Here is a 22376-nt window from a genome sequence, read left to right as displayed (position 1 = left end):
ATCAAGCAATCTTAATTTGATTAACAAAGTATAGGGTTAATTTAGCTCAAAGATTCACTCGACAGTGAACAACTATATAAAAAGGGCATTAGGATAAGTTTTATTATCGCTTTGTAAGCACGATATAAACTTCAAATTTAAAAAAGCCCATAACCAATGAGAGGGGCATATGGAAGTAATCTATAACGTATTTTATATTTTTTATAGTCAAGTCATGACTAAAGCACCATTGTTACTCGGCTTAGTAACAATGTTAGGTTATTGTCTTTTACGCAAAGATATCACTACAATTTTGAAAGGAACAATCAAAACCATTGTTGGTTTTATGTTGTTACAAGTTGGTTCTGGTGTACTGGTTTCAACATTTAGGCCAGTGATTGCCAAATTGGCTGAGTATCACGGTATTAATGGATCGATTATTGATGTTTATGCTTCTATGATGACTGTAGAACATAATATGGGTGATAAATATTCTTGGGTAGGCTATGCCGTATTACTCGCATTGGCTATCAATATCCTTTTGGTCATTTTTCGCCGTATCACAGGTATTCGCACCATTATGCTAACAGGTCATATTATGTTCCAACAAGTGGGATTAATTGCCCTGTTTTATTTTCTGTTTGGTTACAGTATGTGGGAAACAATAATCTACTCCGCCATTATTACTGCATTATATTGGGGAATATTTTCTAATATGATGTTTAAATCTACAGAATCTGTTACTGGAGGAGCGGGTTTTTCAATTGGTCATCAACAACAATTGGGGTCTTGGATCGCTGTTAAATTAGCACCTAAATTGGGCGATAAAAATGACTCAGTTGATAATCTTAAATTACCTAAATGGTTACATATTTTTCACGATAGTATCGCTGCAACAGCGATTGTGATGACATTCTTTTTTGGCATCATCCTTCTTTCATTTGGTTTGGATAATTTGCAAACCATGGCAGGGTCAACCCATTGGACAATTTACATTTTAGAAACAGGTCTTAAATTCGCTGTCGCAATACAAGTCATCGTCGGTGGGGTCAGAATGTTTGTGGCTGAATTGTCTGAAGCGTTTAAAGGTATTTCTGAAAAATTAATTCCTAATGCCGTATTAGCCATTGATTGTGCTGCAATTTATGCTTTTTCACCAAATGCAATGGTATTTGGTTTTATTTGGGGGGCATTAGGACAATTTTTAGCAATTGCCTTGTTACTTATATTTAAATCACCAATTATGATCATTCCTGGTTTTATACCAATGTTTTTCTCTAACGCAACAATTGGGGTATTTGCTAATCACTTTGGTGGTTGGAAAGCCGTTATGAAAATCTGTTTTGTTATGGGAATGATTGAGGTATTTGGTTCAGCTTGGGTCATTCATATCTTTGCAAAAAATGGCACTCCAATTGACTCTTGGATGGGGATGGCTGACTGGGCGATATTATTCCCACCTATTATACAAGGTTTATCTTACTCCCACTTATTTATCTATCTGATTATTGCATTGGCTTTAGTGTATATGTTCTTTGCCGCTAAACAATTACGCCAAGAGGAAGCAAACGCAAAAATTGAACCAAAACAAAATAATATTCATCAAGATGTTAATGAAAATGTTGTTGAAAAATTGGATGAAGTGGCAATAAGCGAAGGGCGAGCAGTGCGAATCTTAGCTGTATGTGGTAGCGGACAAGGCTCTTCTATGATGATGAAAATGAAAATAGCTAATTATTTAGATAAGAAAGGCATTGCTAATGTCATGGATTCTTGCGCGGTGACAGATTACAAATCACGGTTACCTAATATTGACATTATTGTGGCGTCTAAACATTTAATTAACGAGATTGAAGTTAATGAAGGACAACATGCTTTAGGTGTCCAAAACATGTTAAATCCAAATACATTTGGTGAAGAACTTATTGAACTTATTAAAAAAGTGCTTGCTCAATAACGAATTGATTAAAAAAGGAGTACAACAATGGCATTGAAAGAATCATTAATTGAAAATAACTCTATTTTACTAAAAGCGGATGCATCAACTTGGCAAGAGGCGATCAAATTAGGTACAGATATGCTTGTTGCTTCCAAAGCGATTAACCCTTCTTATTATGATGCGATTATTAACTGTGTAAAAACAATGGGACCTTACATTATTATTGCACCAAATTTTGCGATGCCTCATGCCAGACCGGAAGATGGTGTAAATCGCACTGCTTTTGCTTTAGTGACATTAAATTCTCCAGTCTATTTTGAAGGTGAAGAGCAACCTGTTGATGTGTTAGTTACCTTAGCGGGCAGTACCTCAGATGAGCATATGCAAGGCTTAATGGAAGTCACGCAAATATTAGATGACGAAGACAGCCCAACAGGTATCGATCTTGATAAGTTGAGAGCATGTAATAGCAAAGAAGATGTTTATGCTGTTATTGATAAGGCTTTATTAGGAGACTAATTTTATGTATCAAGCATTAAAAGAAAGAGTATTACAGGCTAACTTAACCTTACCTAAATACCATTTAGTCACTTTTACTTGGGGTAATGTTTCTGAAATCGACCGCGCTAAAGGTGTTATTGCTATCAAACCTTCAGGTGTTGAATACAATAACATGAAAATTGACGATATTGTGGTCGTGTCATTAACGGGTGAAATTATTGAGGGTAAATTAAATCCGTCTAGTGATACTGCAACCCATATAGAACTTTATAAAGCCTTTGAAAATATTGGTGGTATTGTTCATACACATTCTCGCTACGCAACAGTTTGGGCGCAAGCTGAATTAGATGTTCCAGCTTTGGGTACGACTCATGCCGACTATTTTTATGGTGATGTACCTTGTACTCGTCGTTTAACTGATAGCGAAATCAATACTGATTACGAAAAAAACACTGGTTTGGTCATCATTGAAGAGTTTAAACGAAGAGGTATTGATCCTACAGCGATGCCGGCAGCTGTTATTTCTGGACACGCTCCATTTTGTTGGGGAAAAAACGCTTCGGATGCTGTACATAATGCTGTGGTTCTTGAAGAAGTAGCCATGATGGCCATATCAACCAGACAACTTAATAAAACAATTAAAATTCAACAAACTTTATCTGATAAACACTATTTTCGTAAGCATGGAGCAAATGCTTATTACGGACAAAAATAGTATTTATAAGGGAGAAATAAAATGACAAAACCAAAATTACAAATTGCATTAGATCAAACAGAATTAGATCCAGCTTTAGCAGTAGCCAAGAACGTAGCTGGATTTGTAGATATTATTGAAGTTGGAACCATTCTTGCCTTTGGCGCAGGTATTAATGGCGTAAAAACTTTAAGAGAAAAGTATCCAAATCATATTTTAGTTTGTGATTTAAAAACCACTGATGGAGGTGCTATTTTAGCAAAAATGGCTTTTTCGGCAGGTGCTGATTGGTTAACTGTTTCAGCTGCCGCTCACATTGCAACAATTGAAGCTTGTAAAAAAGTGGCTGATGAATTTGGGCGTGAAATTCAAATCGAACTTTATGGACATTGGACTTTTGATGATGCAAAAGCATGGCGAAAACTGGGTATCAAACAGGCAATTTATCATCGATCTCGTGATGCTGAATTAGCTGGTGTTGGTTGGGGTGAAGAAGATTTAAATAAAATGCGACAACTTTCTGATTTAGGTTTGGAACTATCAATAACAGGCGGTATTGTCCCTGAAGATATTCATCTGTTTGCGGGTATTAAAACGAAAGCTTTTATTGCTGGACGAGCTTTAGCCAATGAAAATGGTCAAAAAACTGCTCAAGACTTAAGAGAGCAGATTGCTAAATATTGGTAGGGGTGCGCACTAACAGTCGGGAAATCGGCTGTTAGTTTTTTTACCTTAATATTATCGGATCTAAATTATGACAAATAATACAATCAATATAACCAGACAAACTCCATGTATGGGTATTTATGAAAAGGCACTACCTAATACACTTTCTTGGCAACAAAAAATGCTAGAGGCAAAATCTTTAGGATTTGATTTTATCGAACTTTCTATTGATGAGTCTGATGAACGTCAAGCTAGGCTTGATTGGTCTGATGAAGAAATCTATTCATTGCGTCATCTATGTGAAGAAAATGGCGTTTTTTTTCACTCAATATGTCTTAGTGCACATCGCAAATACCCGTTTGGTTCTGCTGATGCAACGATCAGAGAACACGCTAAAAGTATTATGTGTAAGGCTATTACCCTTGCTTATAAACTTGGTGTTAGAGTGGTTCAACTTGCTGGGTATGATGTTTATTATGAGCCAGCTAACTTACAAACCCATCAACGCTTTATTGCCGGTATGCAATGGTGTGCAAAACAGGCAGAAAAAGTAGGTGTTATGTTAGCTGTTGAAATTATGGATACTAATTATCTAAATTCACTGAGTAAGTTTGAAATTTTAAAAGCCGAGATAAATTCACCTTATTTTATGGCATATCCTGATGTGGGAAACATATCCGGTTGGAATTATGATGTTAGTACTGAGCTATTATTAAGTCGTAACCATATTGTTCAAATTCATTTGAAAGATACCTATAAAGTAAAACCCAATTATGCAGGACAGTTTAGAGATTTGGTGATTGGTGAGGGTGAAGTTGATTTTTCAGCAGTATTTAGAACACTTAAATCTATTGATTATTGTGCGCCATTAGTGATTGAAATGTGGGCGAAAGATAATCAGTGGAGAGAAAATATTATTACTGCCCAACAACGTTTAAAATCCATTGCTGGTCAAGCCGATTTTCCACTCTTTAACGCTTAGATTGAAGCATACAAATAAATTCTTATCTTATAATTTGCTTCATCATACTTTAAATGATGAAGCATTAATCCTGTTTTACATAATAATTCGTCGAAAAATTGCGCTACTTATTAAGGTAATCATCTAAAAAATATAATGTATTATACTAATTATCAATAATATAAGTTCTGATGATCATTGTTGATTAAAAAAGTCTTTGGTATTATTGTGAACATATTTTAGCTCAATATGACCTTTTAATGACTCAATAGGACATTACCGTTGAGTTTAATTTTTGTTGTTATCAAATTGTTTTTTTAAAAAGAGAGAATTGACTGATTTTGAGTATCAAAATGGAAAAATTAGCTTTTTTTAAGCTACCTTTTATTTTTATTGTACTATTTTTTTTCTGTAGTGCTTTTATTTCTATTATTAAATTTGGTATTACCTTTATATCAACTTTTCATGATTATAAATTCTTATGGGGTATATTATATAAACTTGCTCCATATCAATTACTACGTTCAATCCCTGAATGTTTATTGTTATTCGGTATCTCAGCGATCAGTTTATATCGAGTTAATGTTCATCGAGTGACATTTAAAAATATTACATTGTTAATTTTTAATGTCATTATTGTTTGTACAATTAGCTATTTTATCAATGCGATAGCTGAAGCTATTTTTGATAATGTATTAATAAACATGATTAATGTGGCTTCATGGTTATTTATTTTAGTCTTATGTATTATCCCCAGCTGTCTATTTTACTTATTTGCAGGATTATTTACCTATTTTTATATCAAAGTATTAAATAATCATTTTGATAAAAATAAACAGATTTTCGAACTGACTATAATCAACAGTACTAAAATTCATTTTATTTTGTTTTTAGTATTTTTCTTTTTTATTTTAATTGCTTTTCCTTCTTTTATTTTAGATGTTTTAGTACACAACAATTACTATTTTATTTCAGTTGGGAAGCATATTTTCTTACCAATTTTTTGTTATTTATTTAGTTTATTAGTTGTTATTTTGGTTAGTAAAAATATGTTTACCCAAATGTTTGTTGTATTACAAACGGATAGAATAATTAAGTGTGCCGTCTCCTTAAATATCATTATTTTTATTTTAAATATTATTTTATGGAGAGTAGTCAATTGGTTAATTAATCATGCGTTATTACAAAATACAGCTCTAACATCCATAGTGATCATATTGTTAGGCTCTACATCATTTATTCTATCATGCTTAATGATTCGAAAATTGACTAAGTATTATTTTTATCCATCAATTAAATATCAGATTAATTTATAGTATTGGTTTTAACATTTGTTGTTGTTTTAAGAATGTATATATCTCTTGTTGCGATTTTAGTGTTCTAATATTTTGTAACATCTCAGATGCTTCTACATAATAGTGCCTTAAATAAGCAAGCCATTGTTTAATGCGAGCAGAATGATAAAGCGGTTTTACATCATCAATAGAAGAACTTGCATAGCGGATTAAAATTTCCAACACTTGCGACCAACTTAAGGCTGGTTGTTTGTTGCGGATCATATTGGCTAGATTGGGGATAGTTAAAATCCCACGTCCTAACATAATGTCTTGCGTTTGACTTTGAGCAATGCATGTTTGTGCATCTTCAATAGAGAAAATTTCACCATTGGCAATTACAGGAATTGTTAGGTTTTGTTTGATTTTAGCTATTGTTTGCCAATCAATTTTATCCGCTTTATAGCCATCCTCTTTGGTTCTGCCATGAATTGCAATTTCATTAGCTCCAGCACATTCAATTGCATTGGCGATTTCATAGCAATGTGATTTATCTGACCAACCTAAGCGAATCTTAACGGATAATATTTCTGAGCGACCAATAGCTTGTCGAACTTGACTAACGATATTAAAAATTTGTTCAGGATATTGTAATAAATAAGCTCCTCCTTGACTGCCAACTACGGTTTTAGCGGGGCAACCAAAATTAATATCAATACCAAATGAACCAAGTTCAATCGCTTTTACTGCATTTTCTGCCATCCATTGTGGTGATTGACCAAGAATTTGCACTCGAATAGGGGTACCTGAAGCAGTTTTGCCACCATTATGGAGTTCAGGACAAAGGCGATAAAAGGTACGGTTGGATAATTGATGATGCGTGACTCGCACAAATTCTGTTACACAATAATCAAATTGATTAATCTCAGTTAAAATTTGTCTCACTTGATAATCAAGAACCCCCTCCATTGGAGCTAAAATAATTCGGTTATTTTGTTTCATACTGTTTATTGGTCAGTTTGGTGATTACCACAGACAGGGCAATTTGCCTGCTTAGATATAGTAAATTGATTAAATTGCATGTTCATTGTATCAATCATCAATAATCGACCTGATAACGGGCGACCATAATGAGTAAGGATTTTTATTGCTTCTATGGCTTGCATTGAGCCAAACATACCAACTAAAGGCGCCATAACACCGGTTTCAACACAAGTAAGCTGATCATTCCCAAATAGACGACTTAAACAGTGATAACATGGTTCGTTAGGTTGGTAAGTAAATACACTTAGCAAACCTTCCATTCGTATTGCAGCGCCTGAAACTAAAGGTTTCTTTTCTTGAAAACAACAGCGATTAATCTGTTCACGGGTAACTAAGTTATCTGTACAGTCAATAACAATATTATGTTGCTTAATAAGTGAAATAAGATCGCTGTCCTTTAGTTGCTGATTAACCGTTTCAATCACTATATTGGGATTTATATTGGTTAAAGCGTGTTTAGCCACATCAACTTTATTTTGATTAATTGATTTATGGGTATATAAAATCTGACGATTTAAATTTGAAGCCGATATGGTATCAAAATCATTTAAAGTTAACTTACCAATGCCAGATGCAGCTAAATATAGAGAAACAGAACAACCTAATCCCCCTAATCCAATAATTAATACTGCACTATTTTTTAAAATTTGCTGCTTTTCAATGTCGAAACCCTGCAAAGTTATTTGCCTGTCATAACGAAATAATTCTTGATCGGTAAGCGTTAACATATGAAGTGATTATTGTTGTTGATAATGAAGTGGGTAGTATAACAAAAACTTGGCACAAGGTTGTGCCAAGTTTTAAATTTTATTTGTCAAAACCAGATAGGAATTTTAAATATTCCTCTTTTGTCATAAGAGGTTTGTAATTTGTCATGAGTGTTTGAGCGGTTTGAGCGTCATCATATAGTAGATCAATAATTGTACAAGCCATCATTTGAGCAGGGCGTATATAAGCCATCTCTTCATCAAATACGGTGTAATCTTTACCATGTAAAATCCCTCTAACCGAACCAATCCAAGGATGACTTACTGGCATAATATGTGATAGATCACCCGTATCTGTACTTCCAGTCATATGCGGTGCGATTGAAACGTTTTCTTCACCAATTAAATTTTCAGCGTTTTGCTTTAAAAGATCATTAAGGGTTGAATTATTATGTAACGGTAAATAACCTGGTAAATCTTTAATTTCACAATTTGCACCAACAGCCATTGCGCCAGCTTTTAATGCTTGATTAATTCTTTCATTGGCATCAATCATGGCTGGAACATTGCCCGCTCGTACATAGCTTTCCATTCTTACATCGCTTGGTACAACATTCACCAAATCACCGCCTTGGGTAATAATTGGATGGAATCGAATGTAATCTTTTTCTTGAAATGTTTCACGAATAGCATGAACGCCCATCATTCCCATCATTGCTGCGTTTAAAGCATTTACTCCTGCATGAGGGGCTGCAGCAGCATGGGCTGCTTCACCTTTATATTTAATTAACTTACCGATAAAGCCATTACTTGTTGTTGAAATTTCTATAAAACCGTCTTGGCGTTCATTTGGTACACTCGTTAAATGTATCTGTAACGCCATATCAACATCATCAAAATCACCACGTGAAATTAATTCTGGTTTACCGCCAATGTATTTGATTTTACCTTCTTCAATTAATCGATTGCGATAGGTTATTTCAACATATTCTTCTGCTGGGACAGCAAATGGTACCACATCACCGGCTAAAAATTGCATCGCACCTGAGTCAATTAATCCCATAGTAACCGCCATCATATTAGCTATTTGTGCATTATGACCACAACAGTGAGCGGCTCCAGATGTCTCATCCGCAGCAGGGTGGTCGGCACAAATAATTGCATCAAGTTCTCCAATAACTGCGATGCTGTATTTACTTCCTTTACCACCTTTAAGACGACCTTTAACCCCTGTGAGTGCTAATTTATTTTTAAAAGGAACACCCAATTTTTCAAAAGCATCTTCTACTTTTTTAGCCGTTTTGTGTTCTTTATAGCCAAGCTCTGGTTCGGACCAAATCGCTTCAGCAATCGACTTGATGTCTGCTTTTCGGTTTGCAATCGCATCACAAACTTTTTTCTTTAGTTCTTCTTTAGTCATAAATTAAATCCTTATCTAAATTAGATCACGCCTTCCCAATGTAAAGTGACTTGAGCAATTAAGGCTGCAAAAATAAACGTACCCGAAAACACAGCCAAAGATACGGGAATAATGCGCCAAGAGATATTTTTAAATAGTGCAAGATCTTTACCTATGGCGAGTCCTGCATAAGCAAGTACTGGTGTACAGACTGCAAGTAGAGAAACTTGATCTGTAATTGCAACCAATTCTGTATGGTATGGAAATATTGGTGAGGAAACTACGGCTGCAACAACCGATACCCATAAAATCACTGGAAATTTTTTAAGTCCGGGTAACTTACTTAGTAAAAATCCTACAATAGAGATAACAGCTAGCACAGCTAATGCTTCAAACGATGAAATAATATCAATTTTATAACCCACACTGTTTCCAGCAGCCATAATAATGGCGACTAAAATAAGCACAAAAATTGTTTCTAAAATCTTCATTATTGGATCCTTATTTATTGCGTCGAAGACGGGCTAACGTGTTATACATAAAAGAAGCAAAAGGTAAAGAAAAGAGCGTATAAATATATATACCAACCATACTAGACATTAAATTTGCTGTTGATGCATAAGCGTTAATATTTTCTGATAAATCTGGATATAAATCACTTATCGGGGCAAGTGATGCCGCCATCATACTTCCACTTCCTACGCCTGCCCCCATAGCTAAAGCATAAGGATGAAGAATATTCAAATGAGCCATTATACTAGCAAGAATACTCATCCAAATTGCACCATAGAGTGTGCCACATATATACATAGCCATTACACCACGACCTTCTGGTGAATCTAAACCATATTTATCTGCTACAATGGCTATATTGGGTTCGCGAGCAACGGAATAGGTAGCCCCAACAGCCTCTCGTTTCATACCTAATAGCATTGCTAATGGTAACCCGAGTAAAATTGTTCCAGCAAAATGACCTAATTCTTGAAAAATTAGAGCTAATTTAGCATCTTCTAAAATCATATCAATTTGGGGACCTACCGCTACACCAAGTTTTGCAACAAGTAACATTAATGTAACCATCATAACGATACTTGCATTTTGCATATTTTTATTGGTAAGTATTTTAAGCTTTGGCAAACTAATGATTCCGCCAAAAACCATCGCATATAACATTGGGTAAACGGCAATAATCCATATCGATTGCTTGCCGATAAGTTCACAACTAACTACTACTAAAAGTGCAATTATATGCAATTTAAAGTCTCGTAAAACTTCCATTCCTGCTCCTTTTTTTAATTGTTATCTTTTTATATTAACGTTGCCCCTAAGGTATTTTTAAAGTGTTTTAAAGCCCATTGATGGCCAATAGGATCAAAACTTGCAACTGCATTTTGATGAATCACTATTTTATAACCTAAGTTATAGGCATCTACGGCTGTATGCAAAATGCAAATATCCGTACAAACACCAATTAAATGGATTTCCGTAATATGCCTTTCGCGTAAACGTAGATCGAGATCTGTACCACAAAATGCTGAATAGTGGCGTTTGTTGATCCAGTATATATTGGTTGAATTTTGATGCCTTTGATAAAGTTGATGTAAGTCACCGAATAATTGTTGTCCAACAGTTCCAACAATATTATGAGATGGAAAAAGTGAATTTTCAGGGTGATATTTATCCGTCGGATCGTGGGCATCAATTGCAAAAACGATAAATTGATTATTTTTAATAAATGAGTTAGTTATGTTTAACATTTCTGATTCAATTTGTTGACCGGCTGAGCCTGTAGTTAAAGCGCCATCATCCGCAATAAAATCATTCGTGTAGTCAATTGAAATTAAAGCTTTCATATCAAGTTAATAATATTTAAATAATACTTAAGCTTATTAATAAATATTTGATATTACAAGTTAATAAAACAAACATTTTTCAAGTACAACTAAATAATCCGAGTTTATGTTAATTATCTTATTGAATTTCAATGAAATTATAAAAAGACATATAAAGTAAAATTATTATCATTAACTTAGTATAAATAAAATAAATAGCGATTATTTTAAAACATAGTCTTTATACCCTGATAAATTGCTCTATAATAATTATTATTTTCGACAATTGTACACAGGATATATTTAATGAGAACAATTTATTGCGGACAATTAAACGCAAGTTATGTTAATCAAGAAGTTACACTATGTGGATGGGTTAATAAACGCCGAGACTTAGGCGGAATGATTTTTATTGATATGCGTGATCGTGAAGGAATTGTGCAAGTTTTTTTTGATCCTGATTATCCGCAAGCATATCAATTAGCTGGCGATTTACGTAATGAATTTTGTATTCAAATTAAAGGAAAGGTAAGAGCCAGACCTGAAGGTCAAATTAATAAAGATATGGCAACCGGTGAGGTTGAAATTTTAGCGACCGAACTTACTATTTTCAATCGTAGTGATGTATTACCTCTGGATTTTAATCAAAATAATAGTGAAGAACAGCGGTTAAAATATCGATATATAGATTTACGCCGTCCAGAAATGACCTCAATCTTTAAAACTCGTGCACAAATTACCGCATTTGTTCGTTCATTTATGAATGAGAATGGTTTTTTAGATATTGAAACTCCTATGTTGACCAAGGCTACGCCAGAGGGTGCTCGCGACTATTTGGTACCGAGTAGAATCCATAAAGGTGAATTTTATGCATTGCCACAATCACCACAATTATTTAAGCAATTGCTTATGATGTCTGGGTTTGATCGTTATTATCAAATTGTTAAATGTTTTCGTGATGAAGATTTAAGAGCCGATCGTCAGCCAGAATTTACACAGATAGATGTTGAAACTTCATTTATGACAGCTGAGCAAGTGCGTGAAATCATGGAAAAAATGATACGCGAACTTTGGTTGCATGTTAAAAATGTTGATTTAGGCAAATTCCCGATTATGTCTTTTAGCGAGGCAATGCGTCGTTATGGTAGTGATAAGCCTGATCTACGTAATCCACTTGAAATTATTGATGTGGCTGATTTGGTTAAAGATGTCGATTTTAAAGTATTTTCAACTCCAGCAAATGATCCTAAAGGCCGGGTAGCGTTGCTTTGCGTGCCAAATGGTACTCAATTAACACGTAAACAGTTAGACGAATATACGCAGTTTATTTCTGTTTATGGTGCAAAAGGCATGGCTTGGATCAAAGTCAATGAACGCAGCAAAGGTTTAGAGGGTGTACAAAGCCCAATCTCTAAATTCTTTAATGAGTCACAAATGAAAGCATTGCTAAACCGTGCTAATGCAAAAGACGGTGATATTTTGTTATTTGGTGCTGATAGTTATAAAGTTGTTAGCGATGCATTAGGTGCATTACGTTTGAAAGTTGGCAAGGATTTAGGCCTTACCGATGAAAACAAATGGGCGGTACTTTGGGTTGTTGATTTTCCAATGTTTGAAGAAACAGATGAAGGTTTAAGTGCTATGCATCATCCGTTCACATCACCAAAAGATTACACACCTGAAGAGTTAATTAACAATCCTCAAAATGCTGTGGCGAATGCTTATGATATGGTAATCAATGGCTATGAAGTCGGTGGAGGATCGGTACGTATTCATCGCAGTGAAATGCAACAAGCGGTATTTTCAATATTAGGAATTGGTGAACAAGATCAACGTGAAAAATTTGGTTTCTTACTCGATGCATTAAAATATGGTACACCACCTCATGCAGGTTTAGCTTTTGGGTTAGATAGATTAAGTATGTTGCTCACAGGAACAGATAATATTCGCGATGTGATTGCATTTCCTAAAACAACAGCGGCGACGTGTTTGCTTACTGATGCGCCAAGTCCAGCAAATTCTGCTGCATTAGTAGAACTTGGTATTGAAGTAGCTAGAAAATAACGATATTTTGATGCGAGAATATAAAAAACCTGAGTCGGTACTGGTGGTGATTTACTGCCAGACAACCAATCGTTACCTTATGTTACAACGCAAAGATGATCCATTATTTTGGCAATCAGTAACAGGTAGCATGGAGGCAGATGAATTGCCACGTCAAACCGCAATTCGTGAAGTTTTGGAAGAAACAGGCATTGATATTATAAAGGAAAATCTTGAACTAATTGATGCTAACTACACGGTTGAATTTGAGATTTTCCCACAGTTTCGACATAGATATTCGCCAGAAGTTAAGATAAATAAAGAACATTGGTTTTATTTGCCTCTTGCTAAAGAAGTAATTCCAGTTCTAACCGAGCACTTAGCTTATCAATGGCTGACTATGGGCGATGCAGTTAACCTAACTGCGTCGCCTAATAATAGTCAGGCTATTTGTAAAATTAACAACTTTCTTAAATTGAGTTAAGAGGTAAAAAATGAAATTAAGCCAGTATATCATTGTATTTTTTTGTTTATTTTTTTCAATAACGTGTAGTTATGCCGAAGTTAAAATTGAAAAATGTAAAACAAATGATAGTGATTATATTATTTTTGATGAATATGATTCTCAAATTGCTGAAAAAATAATTGATTATAAACTACATAACCAACCAGAAAAGCGAGAAAGTAGTATTATTAAAATATTTGCGAATGAAAATAGTGATGATCGTAATTATTGGTTAGCTTCTTTCCAATTTGATGATCAAACTCAACAATATCTTTTTTACCAAGTTGAACCCGACACATTTATCGAAATTGATAAAAACCAATTTGAAGCTTTACTACCTAAAATTGTAGAGTGTAATCAAAATCAACAAACACCCATTTACAGTGAAAATTTTGATGAAGACTAATTGCGATTAAAAAGATAACCACTTTAAGGATTAAAAGGTACCTTTGGATATGATCTACAAAAGATCAATAAGTAATAGAGAGTGATAATAATGAACTTTCCTGATTTTCGTGAATTTTTAGATTATCTTGAACAACAAGGCGAATTAAAAAGAATTACTTATCCTGTTAATCCTTATCTTGAAATGACAGAAATTGCCGATCGGGTATTACGTAATGAAGGGCCAGCCTTATTGTTTGAAAATCCGATTGGTTATGATATGCCAGTCTTGTGTAATTTATTCGGTACGGCTAAACGCGTAGCTATGGGGATGGGACGCGAAGACATTTCGGCTTTGCGTGAAATTGGGGAATTGTTAGCGTTTTTACGCGAGCCAGAACCACCTAAAGGCATTCGCCAATTTTTTAATGTATTACCTAAATATAAACAAGTCTTAAATATGCCAGTTAAACAACGATCGTCAGCGCCCTGTCAAGAGGTGGTCTTTGAAAATGATGAAGTTGATTTAACGCGTTTACCCATTATGCACTGTTGGCCCGAAGATGTCGCACCTTTATTATCTTGGGGATTGACTATTACCAAAGGTCCTTATAAAGATCGACAAAATGTCGGTATTTATCGCTTACAGCTCTTAGGTAATAATAAATTAATTATGCGCTGGTTATCACATCGTGGCGGTGCGCTGGATTTTGCCGAGTGGCAACAATCACATCCTAATGAAAAATTTCCAGTTAGCGTTGCCATTGGCGCTGATCCTGCGACCATTTTAGCAGCAGTTACACCCGTACCTGATACTTTACCTGAATATGCTTTTGCAGGATTGTTACGGGGTAAACGAACAGAAGTAGTTAAATCATTATCCAACGATTTGGATGTACCAGCAACGGCTGAAATTATTCTTGAAGGTTACATTGACCCCAATGAGTTAGCACAGGAAGGTCCTTATGGTGATCATACTGGTTATTATAATGAAATTGAACAATTTCCCGTCTTTACTGTAACTCATATAACACATCGTAAAGATGCGATTTATCATTCAACTTATACTGGGCGACCACCTGATGAACCTGCAGTCATGGGACTTGCATTAAATGAAGTGTTTATTCCAATTTTGCAAAAACAATTTCCTGAAATTGTAGATTTCTATTTGCCACCGGAAGGATGCTCATATCGTATTGCTATTGTCACTATAAGAAAGCAATATCCAGGGCATGCCAAGCGTGTCATGATGGGGGTATGGTCTTATTTGCGTCAATTTATGTACACTAAATTTGTGATTGTCTGTGATGATGATATTAATGCACGAGATTGGAAAGATGTCATGTGGGCGATTTCAACACGTATGGATCCACATCGTGATACGACTTTTATCGACAATACTCCCATTGATTATTTAGATTTTGCTTCACCTATTTCTGGGTTGGGTTCTAAAATGGGGTTAGATGCAACCAATAAATGGGTAGGTGAAACCAGTCGAGAATGGGGGAAAATAATAAAAAAAGATCCCAAAATTGTTGCTCGTATTGATGAAATTTGGGACAAACTTGGAATATTATGAATTAAATATTGCAAGTGAAAAATAATTATAGTTAAAATTAGGTACTGTAGATAAATGAATCAATAAAATAAAAACTATTTTTTTTAAGATGGTTATGTATAATTATCGACCATGGTATGGTAATAAAAAATTATGAAAAAATTTCAAATCTTATTAGTACTAGTTTTATCCATCTCTTATGGTGCTTTGGCAAATGAAACTAAAGTGCAATCAGATATGGATTTGCAAGTTGCCGAACCAGGGGCATTGATTCCTTCTTTGCGTGTATCTGCTGAAAACGGGAATGCTGAGGCACAATATTCTCTGGGTACAATTTATAAACAAGGATTAGGTGTTGAAATTAGCGATATTAGAGCACTATTCTGGTATAAAAAAGCCGCAGAGCAAGGTTTAGCGAAAGCACAAAATAATTTGGCATATATGTATCAAAAAGGTTTGGGGATCGTTGCTGATCCCTATGAAGCGTTCAAATATTACAAACTTGCTGCAGATCAAGATTATGCATTGGCCAAATATAATTTAGCCTTAATGTATAAAAATGGTGAAGGTGCCGACAAAAATCCATCAAGTGCGGTTAACTACTTTGTTGAGGCGGGTAACCAAGGTGTTTTAGATGCTTATCTAAATCTAGGTATTATGTATTTTTTTGGTGATGGTGTCGAACAAGATCGTATGTTGGCTGCAGATTGGTTCAGTAAAGCTGCGACAGAAAGCAATCCAGAGGCCCAATACTATTTGGGATTGATGTCAGAGCATGGTGATGGGTTGACTAAAGATTATGTCGCGGCTATCTATTTTTATACTCAAGCAGCTACACAAGGTCATGTGCTTGCTATGTATAATTTAGGTATTATGTACGCAACGGGGACGGGTACTAAACCTGATAATGTACAGGCTGCAAATTGGTTTACTAAAGCTGCTGAAGCAGGTAACGCTGATGCTCAATATAATATTGGGGTTATGTATGATGTAGGTGGAGGCGTTTCAAAAGATATTACAAAAGCCATTGAATGGTATATCAAAGCGGCTGAACAGGGTAGTGTTGATGCTCAATATAATCTCGCTATTAAATATTTAGATGGCGAAGGAACAGAAAAAAATATTAATAAAGCGATATATTGGTTTACTAAAGCGAGTGAGCAAGGTGACCAAGATGCTAAAGCTTATTTAGATGAATTATTAGAAAAATAAAAAGAGCAATTGCTCTTTTTATTTTTTCCTGCTTTTAACTATCCTGAGTTACGCATACCTGCAGCAATACCAGAAATAGTGATCATTAATCCTTGTTCAACGTTACTATTTTCATCTTCATTTCGATTACGCGAACGACTTAATAATTCAGCCTGTAATAGATTTAGAGGTTCAATGTAGGTATTACGTAATGCAACAGATTCTGCAATCCATGGTAGATCAGCCATCAAACTGATATCATCGGTTATAGTGAGTACCGTATTGATATCTTGAGTTAATAAGTTTCTTAACTCTTCTCCCAACGGCCACAAGGCTGGATCGACAAGTCTTTGTTCATAATATTCATGGATATTTGGTGCTGCTTTAGCATACACCATTTCGAGCATACCTAAACGTGCATTAAAGAAAGGCCAATTATGATACATATCTTTAAGTAGATTTTTGTTACCTTCTTCGATAATTTGTTTAAGTGCTGTTCCAGCACCAAGCCAAGAGGGAACCATTAAACGATTTTGTGTCCAAGCAAAAATCCATGGAATAGCTCTTAAACTTTCAATACCGCCACCTGTTCGTCTTTTTTGTGGACGAGAACCGAGTGGTAACCTACCCAATTCAGCTTCTGGCGTTACTGCTCTAAAATAATCGACAAATTCAGAACGTTCACGAATGTAACTACGATAACAACGACAAGAGATATCAGACATTTCGTCCATAATATCTCGCCAGTTTTGTTTAGGTTCAGGTGGTGGTAATAAATTTGCTTGCAAAATGGCTGATGCGTATAACATCAAACTACTGAGTGCCACTTCGGGCAAACCGAGTTTAAAACGAATCATTTCACCTTGTTCAGTGACTCGAAGTCCTCCTTTTAATGATCCTGGTGGTTGTGATAGCAATGCAGCATGTGCAGGAGCACCTCCACGACCAATTGAGCCACCACGACCATGAAATAAAACTAAATTAATATTATATTTTTCGAATAATTTGACTAACTCTTCTTGTGAACGATACTGAGCCCATGATGCAGCAAGCGTTCCAGCGTCTTTAGCTGAATCAGAGTAGCCGATCATGACCATCTGCTTACCATGAATCTTTTCGCGATACCATGGAATATCAAGCAGTTTTTGCATAACTGTCTTGGCATTATTTAAATCGTCTAAGGTTTCAAATAATGGTGCTACAGGAATTATTTTTTGGCAGTCAACTATTTTTAATAGTAAGTAAACAGCCAAGATATCTGAAGGCGCTTTGGCCATTGAGATCACATATGAAGCAATGGATTCTTCACCTGCTTTTTTAATAACTCGACAAGTATCCAAAACTTCTTGAACCATTTCATTTGGTTGCCAATGGTAAGGTAACAATGGGCGATTTGATTGAAGTTCAGTTAACAAAAAAGCTTGTTTTTCTTCTTCTGACCACTCGGCATAACTGCCTAAGTTAAGTTCTTTGGTTAATGCATCCAGTGCTTCAGTGTGCACTGAACTATCTTGACGAATGTCTAATCTAACCAGTTGCAGACCGAAACTTTTTATACGCCGTAAAGTATCAAGCAATGGTCCGTGTGCAATCGTTGACATGCCATTTTCGATTAATGATTCATAACACGTATAGAGTGGCATCCACAATTGTTCGTTTTTAATTAAAATATCCGCTGGAGGTAATACTTGTTCGTTATTTAATAATGACACTATAAAACTGTGGGTTTTTACTAAACGTGCGCGCAATTGTTTCATTACCGCGCGATAAGGTTCAGTTGCTGTTTTATTATTTTCATCTAATAGATCAATGACAGATTGACTGCACTCAGTCATGGATAATTCACGAACCAGAATTTGAATGTCTGCTAAAAAAAGCTCAATTGCTTTTAATCTGGCTTGCAACATGACTTTTTCAGTCACTTTTGCTGTTACATTAGGATTGCCATCGCGATCACCACCCATCCACGAAGTAAATTTAATTGGAACGTGCTCAACAGATAATTGTTCATTAAATGCATCGACTAACTGATCATTAAATTCACGCAAGAAAAGCGGTACCCCTTCCCAAAGACTATCTTCAATAACCGAAAAGCCCCATTTAGCTTCATCAAGTGGTGTTGGTCTTTTTTTACGAATCTCATCGGTGTACCATGCTTGACAAACTAACTGTTTTAAACGGCGCATAATGCGCTCTATTTCATAATCAGCTAAATCGTCATGATCAAGTTGCGATAAACAGTTATTAATCGCAGTATAAGTATTTATCATGGTTCGACGATTGATCTCTGTAGGGTGGGCAGTTAACACAAGTTCAATCGAAAGGTCATTAATGGCTTGAGTAATCGTCTGATTTGAGAAGTTAAGATTTTTTAACGTACTAAACAGTTCTGTCATTTTTTTGGGGCTGCTTGATGCTTCACCATGTGGGGATATTCCATAATATTCTGCCGCGGTGTTAACTAAATTCAAGAACTGATTAAATGCACGAGCCACATGTAATAAATCTTCATCGTTAAGATTTTCAATTAGTTTAAGTAATTTATTATGAGCTTGCTTATTACCTTGTTGAGCTGATTTTGATAATTGTCTGATTTGTTCAACTAAATCAAAAGTATCATTGCCTGCTGCCCGTTTAATTGCATCACCTAGTAAAGTACCTAGCATATTGACGTTGCTTCGCATAGAGGAATATTCACTGTTCATTATCTTCTCGTTTTTATCTTTATTAAGTCAAAACAAACTTTAAGCTGCCTAATGAGCATGACAATTTAAAGGTGTTGGGATAAATGTTAGTTAATGTGTTTAACTTATACACTTTATAACAATACTGTATTGAATTTAAATCATAAAATTTTATAATTTTTATTTTTTTTAAGGTTTTAATTATATTTGTTATACTTTATTGATTGATAAAAACAAAATTTTCTATCATTTTTTAACCAAATTTCATTTTTTTATGTTTGTTTTCTGTTAACACAATGTCAGTAAACTGTATCTTGATATGATTTGGGTATATACTAACAAAACTATAAATGCATATTGGATTATTATTTGATGCTTATTGTTTTCTATATTGCGTCGATTATTGCGGTGTTTGCCGGTATAAAAGCAATTAGTTGCTTACGTGTTGATAAGGCTCTTTTGTACTTTATGGTTTCACTTTTTTCTTCGGCCTTAATATTTATTTTGCTTGATGCATATTTTTCTGTTGTTTTATACATTCTATTATTTATTGCTGGCACAGTGACTTTGTTTCTATCTGTTGCCATTGTATTGCGAATTCGTATAGATAATGTTGAAAATAGAAAAAGGGGTATCAGCCCTAAAATTTGGTTAGGGCCTTTAGTTTTAGCATTTATTTTACTCGTTGTTCTTATTTATGGTGTAGTTAGTACTGACTATTCACAGATCAACGAATCGCATGAATTGATGCACGAAATGTCAGTATATGCTTACATTTTGATATCTGAACTCGCTGGCTTTTTATTATTAGGTGCAATTGTGATCTCTTATCATTTTATGCATCGACTCTTGTCGGAGAAGTAATATGATTCCTCTTATGTATAGTCTTATTCTTGCCTCAATTTTATTTGTGATAGGTTTATTAGGGGTAATGATTCGACGTAATCTCTATTTTTTGTTATTAAGCCTTATGATTATGAATAATGGTGCTATTGTTGCATTAGTTTCTGCAGGTAGCTATTGGCAACAATCGGAAGGAGAACTCCTTGCTATTTTAGCGGTGATTACTGTATTAGCTCAAGCTTGTGTAGGACTTGCGTTGCTTACGAAATTAATTTATCGCCGTAAAATCTTTAACATTGATTCACTGAGTGAAATGAAAGGATGAATTTACTTTACTTAACTATTATTATTCCCTTGCTGTCTTTTCTATTGCTAGTTTGCTTGGGTAGGCATCTTCGGCCGATTAATGTCATGATTATCGGTTTTAGTACAATGCTAATAATAAATCTTATTACTATGTTTACCTGTATAGATTTTATAAAAAACACAGTACCGGATATGTTGTTAGTGTATACCAGACCATTATGGACTTGGTTTTCAGTTGGGGATTTTGTCGTACCTTTATCATTAACATTAGACGGTTTATCGTTAACTTTTTTAGTTATAATTGCTTTTTTGGGATTACTAATTTATTTCTTTGCAGCAAGTTATTTAACATCAAAAAAAGATGTTTATACTTTTTATGCCTATAGTAATTTATTAATCGCTAGTATGTTAACCATTATATTGGTTGATAATCTATTAGTTATGTTAATAGGTTGGGAGGGTGTAAGTATAAGTACTTACTTACTTATTGGCATCTATTATAAACAATTGCGCAATGGTTATGCTGCCGTTAAGGCTTTTGTGCTTATGCATTTAACGGATATCTTTTTAATCATTGGTGTATTTTTACTTTATCAAACCTTAGGTACTTTAAATATAGGGAATATTTTAACCCAAGCTCATGATAATTTAGCGATTGATTCCGATATTATCTTTTGGATCACATTAATGCTATTTTTAGGTGCTATTAGTAAGTCTGCTCTTTTTCCAATGCAATCTTGGTTTGTCGAAACAACATTAGCGCCAATGCCTGCGGTAGCTTTAATGCAATCATCTACTGTCATATTATCTGGTGTATACTTGATTTTAAGATTAAGTAACTTGTTTATCATGTCTAATGATACGTTAGACATCATGACTATTTTCGCTTCGCTAACAATCTTATTTGCAAGCTCAATCGCCTTAGTTCAAAGTGATGTTAAACGAATTGTAACTTATATTAATTTAGCTCAAATTAGTTATTTGTTTTATGCTTTTGCAACTCAAAGTTGGTGGTTATCGCTTAATTGCTTAATTAATTATGTTATAACTAGTACTTTATTAATTTTAGCATCGGCAATATTACTCAAAAAATGTCAAGGTGAGCGAAATATTAATAAACTCGGTGGACTTGCAAAATCATTTCCAGTTCTTTATGCCATATTTTTGATTATTATGTTATCGTTAAGTGCGATTCCTTGGATTTCAGCTTCATTTTATATTAAGGGTGATATTATTTGGGGATTAATGATAAAAGATCATTTAATGGCAGGAACGATAGGTTTATTAGGTATTTTGTTATCCAGTTTAAGTATTTGGCGCCTAATTTTTATGGTCTTTTATCATAAACCAAAAATTGCTGAATTTGCGAAAACTAAATGGATTAGTTATTGTCCAATTTTTATCTTACTGATATTTACGACGGCCATTTTTATCTATTTTCCTATACTGTCTCAAAATATTATTCCAATTGCCAAACTGGATACTAATAGTCTGCTATCGTTTCAATTATTGTTAGCAGCAGTAACTATATTAAGCTTTGTTATTGCTTATATTTTTTATGCTCACCCAAATAGTGAAGTACAAGAGGTATTAAATACGCCAATAGTTAAATTTATCGTAAGATTATGTAATTGCGATTGGCGATTTGATTATTTACTGAATATCATTTTTGTTAAACCTTATGTGTATTTAGCTAACATGCTTAAAAAAGATCCATTAGGAATTTGGGACAATTGGATTATGTTGGGCATAAAAAAAATAAACTCATATATTGTCAGCTTAGAAAATGGGCATATTCGATGGTATATGGTATCTATTGTTATAGGTAGCATTATTATATTAATGTTACTGGTTTTTATTTAATAA

General features: G+C 34.4%; 21 protein-coding genes. 14 read left to right on the top strand and 7 right to left on the bottom strand.

Annotated features, from left to right (window positions below; all coding sequences use genetic code 11):
• The first annotated feature begins 169 nt into the window (after positions 1-169).
• The 6 genes from H3S73_RS04285 (at position 170) to H3S73_RS04260 (ending at position 6056) form a co-directional block, all read left to right on the top strand.
• Positions 170-1936, top strand: coding sequence for a PTS ascorbate-specific subunit IIBC (locus H3S73_RS04285; protein WP_198235671.1), 1767 nt, complete (start codon positions 170-172; stop codon positions 1934-1936).
• A 27-nt stretch (positions 1937-1963) separates the two neighbouring features.
• Positions 1964-2437 carry a PTS sugar transporter subunit IIA gene (locus H3S73_RS04280; RefSeq protein WP_039128080.1) on the top strand — a complete coding sequence of 158 codons (474 nt, stop codon included), beginning with the start codon at positions 1964-1966 and terminating at the stop codon, positions 2435-2437.
• A 4-nt stretch (positions 2438-2441) separates the two neighbouring features.
• A complete protein-coding gene (locus H3S73_RS04275) occupies positions 2442-3134 on the top strand; it encodes an L-ribulose-5-phosphate 4-epimerase (RefSeq protein ID WP_086308816.1) in 693 nt (230 codons plus the stop codon).
• A gap of 21 nt (positions 3135-3155) precedes the next feature.
• A complete protein-coding gene (locus tag H3S73_RS04270) occupies positions 3156-3800 on the top strand; it encodes a 3-keto-L-gulonate-6-phosphate decarboxylase UlaD (protein ID WP_198235670.1) in 645 nt (214 codons plus the stop codon).
• A 67-nt stretch (positions 3801-3867) separates the two neighbouring features.
• Positions 3868-4761: an L-ribulose-5-phosphate 3-epimerase gene (locus H3S73_RS04265; protein WP_198235669.1), complete on the top strand. Its 894-nt coding sequence runs from the start codon at positions 3868-3870 to the stop codon at positions 4759-4761.
• Positions 4762-5093: 332 nt separating this feature from the next.
• Complete coding sequence (locus H3S73_RS04260) at positions 5094-6056, top strand: hypothetical protein (protein ID WP_198235668.1); 963 nt, start codon at positions 5094-5096, stop codon at positions 6054-6056.
• On the opposite strand, the gene dusC is transcribed toward H3S73_RS04260, so the two are convergent.
• The 6 genes from dusC to H3S73_RS04230 all read right to left on the bottom strand — a co-directional run bounded on the left by dusC (position 6051) and on the right by H3S73_RS04230 (position 11017).
• The gene (dusC, locus tag H3S73_RS04255) at positions 6051-7016 is read right to left on the bottom strand and encodes a tRNA dihydrouridine(16) synthase DusC (RefSeq protein WP_086308819.1); all 966 of its coding nucleotides are present in this window, start codon (positions 7014-7016) and stop codon (positions 6051-6053) included. The genes H3S73_RS04260 and dusC overlap by 6 nt on opposite strands.
• A 5-nt stretch (positions 7017-7021) precedes the next feature.
• Positions 7022-7786, bottom strand: coding sequence for a molybdopterin-synthase adenylyltransferase MoeB (locus H3S73_RS04250; protein WP_039128088.1), 765 nt, complete (start codon positions 7784-7786; stop codon positions 7022-7024).
• A 79-nt stretch (positions 7787-7865) separates the two neighbouring features.
• A complete protein-coding gene (locus H3S73_RS04245) occupies positions 7866-9185 on the bottom strand; it encodes an amidohydrolase (RefSeq protein WP_198235667.1) in 1320 nt (439 codons plus the stop codon).
• Between the two features lie 20 nt (positions 9186-9205).
• A complete protein-coding gene (locus H3S73_RS04240; protein WP_198228883.1) occupies positions 9206-9655 on the bottom strand; it encodes a hypothetical protein in 450 nt (149 codons plus the stop codon).
• A 10-nt stretch (positions 9656-9665) separates the two neighbouring features.
• Complete coding sequence (locus H3S73_RS04235; protein ID WP_198235666.1) at positions 9666-10442, bottom strand: DUF3100 domain-containing protein; 777 nt, start codon at positions 10440-10442, stop codon at positions 9666-9668.
• A gap of 29 nt (positions 10443-10471) precedes the next feature.
• The gene (locus H3S73_RS04230; RefSeq protein ID WP_198235665.1) at positions 10472-11017 is read right to left on the bottom strand and encodes a cysteine hydrolase family protein; all 546 of its coding nucleotides are present in this window, start codon (positions 11015-11017) and stop codon (positions 10472-10474) included.
• Between the two features lie 285 nt (positions 11018-11302).
• Here H3S73_RS04230 and aspS point away from each other — a divergent pair, with 285 nt between their 5' ends.
• The 5 genes from aspS to H3S73_RS04205 all read left to right on the top strand — a co-directional run bounded on the left by aspS (position 11303) and on the right by H3S73_RS04205 (position 16698).
• Entirely contained in the window at positions 11303-13060 is a 1758-nt protein-coding gene (gene aspS, locus H3S73_RS04225; protein ID WP_198235664.1) for an aspartate--tRNA ligase, read from the top strand.
• A 10-nt stretch (positions 13061-13070) separates the two neighbouring features.
• Positions 13071-13523 carry a dihydroneopterin triphosphate diphosphatase gene (gene nudB, locus H3S73_RS04220; protein WP_198235663.1) on the top strand — a complete coding sequence of 151 codons (453 nt, stop codon included), beginning with the start codon at positions 13071-13073 and terminating at the stop codon, positions 13521-13523.
• Between the two features lie 10 nt (positions 13524-13533).
• Positions 13534-13950, top strand: a complete 417-nt coding sequence (locus H3S73_RS04215) for a hypothetical protein (RefSeq protein ID WP_144091733.1) — start codon at positions 13534-13536, stop codon at positions 13948-13950.
• 90 nt (positions 13951-14040) lie between these two features.
• A complete protein-coding gene (gene ubiD / locus H3S73_RS04210; RefSeq protein ID WP_232352925.1) occupies positions 14041-15507 on the top strand; it encodes a 4-hydroxy-3-polyprenylbenzoate decarboxylase in 1467 nt (488 codons plus the stop codon).
• 132 nt (positions 15508-15639) lie between these two features.
• Complete coding sequence (locus H3S73_RS04205; protein ID WP_198228876.1) at positions 15640-16698, top strand: SEL1-like repeat protein; 1059 nt, start codon at positions 15640-15642, stop codon at positions 16696-16698.
• Between the two features lie 38 nt (positions 16699-16736).
• On the opposite strand, the gene ppc is transcribed toward H3S73_RS04205, so the two are convergent.
• Positions 16737-19382: a phosphoenolpyruvate carboxylase gene (ppc, locus tag H3S73_RS04200; protein ID WP_198235661.1), complete on the bottom strand. Its 2646-nt coding sequence runs from the start codon at positions 19380-19382 to the stop codon at positions 16737-16739.
• Between the two features lie 351 nt (positions 19383-19733).
• Between ppc and H3S73_RS04195 the strand changes: the two genes are divergently transcribed.
• From H3S73_RS04195 to H3S73_RS04185, 3 genes are all read left to right on the top strand, one after another.
• Positions 19734-20225: an NADH-quinone oxidoreductase subunit J gene (locus H3S73_RS04195; RefSeq protein ID WP_065737829.1), complete on the top strand. Its 492-nt coding sequence runs from the start codon at positions 19734-19736 to the stop codon at positions 20223-20225.
• 1 nt (position 20226) lies between these two features.
• A complete protein-coding gene (gene nuoK, locus H3S73_RS04190) occupies positions 20227-20529 on the top strand; it encodes an NADH-quinone oxidoreductase subunit NuoK (protein ID WP_065737828.1) in 303 nt (100 codons plus the stop codon).
• A 173-nt stretch (positions 20530-20702) separates the two neighbouring features.
• Positions 20703-22373: an NADH-quinone oxidoreductase subunit L gene (locus H3S73_RS04185; RefSeq protein WP_198235660.1), complete on the top strand. Its 1671-nt coding sequence runs from the start codon at positions 20703-20705 to the stop codon at positions 22371-22373.
• The last annotated feature ends 3 nt before the right edge of the window (positions 22374-22376 follow it).

Source organism: Gilliamella sp. B14384G12, from assembly GCF_016101825.1.
GTDB classification, from domain to species: domain Bacteria; phylum Pseudomonadota; class Gammaproteobacteria; order Enterobacterales; family Orbaceae; genus Gilliamella; species Gilliamella apicola_N.
The sequence above is the reverse complement of the archived record's forward strand: the minus strand, read 5'-3'. Positions and strand labels throughout refer to the sequence as shown.